Genomic DNA, 228 nt, shown 5'->3' on the forward strand with positions numbered 1-228 from the left:
GGGACGGCAGGCAGGCCGGCTTCGACGGGGCCGACGCCGATCGTTGCGCTGACGTCGCGCGGCAAGGTCTTCAAATAGGCATCGGCATCGGCAAGCCGCGCCTGTTTTTGCTGTTCCAACTGGGCGAGCTTGGCGCCGGCATCCGCCGAGACGGTGATCGCCACCACGCCCTGCGTCGCCTGGCCATAGGGGTCGCTGACGGTATAGCCGATCAGGCCGACGGTGCCG

The 228-nt window shown here is 68.4% G+C and carries 1 protein-coding gene; it reads right to left on the minus strand.

What is annotated here, in order from left to right:
* A partial coding sequence (locus EOD29_RS35735) for a hypothetical protein (protein WP_164764139.1) occupies window positions 1-228 on the minus strand: 228 nt, incomplete at both ends.

Origin of the sequence: Mesorhizobium sp. M1A.T.Ca.IN.004.03.1.1 (genome assembly GCF_003997555.1) — a bacterium.
GTDB lineage: Bacteria > Pseudomonadota > Alphaproteobacteria > Rhizobiales > Rhizobiaceae > Mesorhizobium.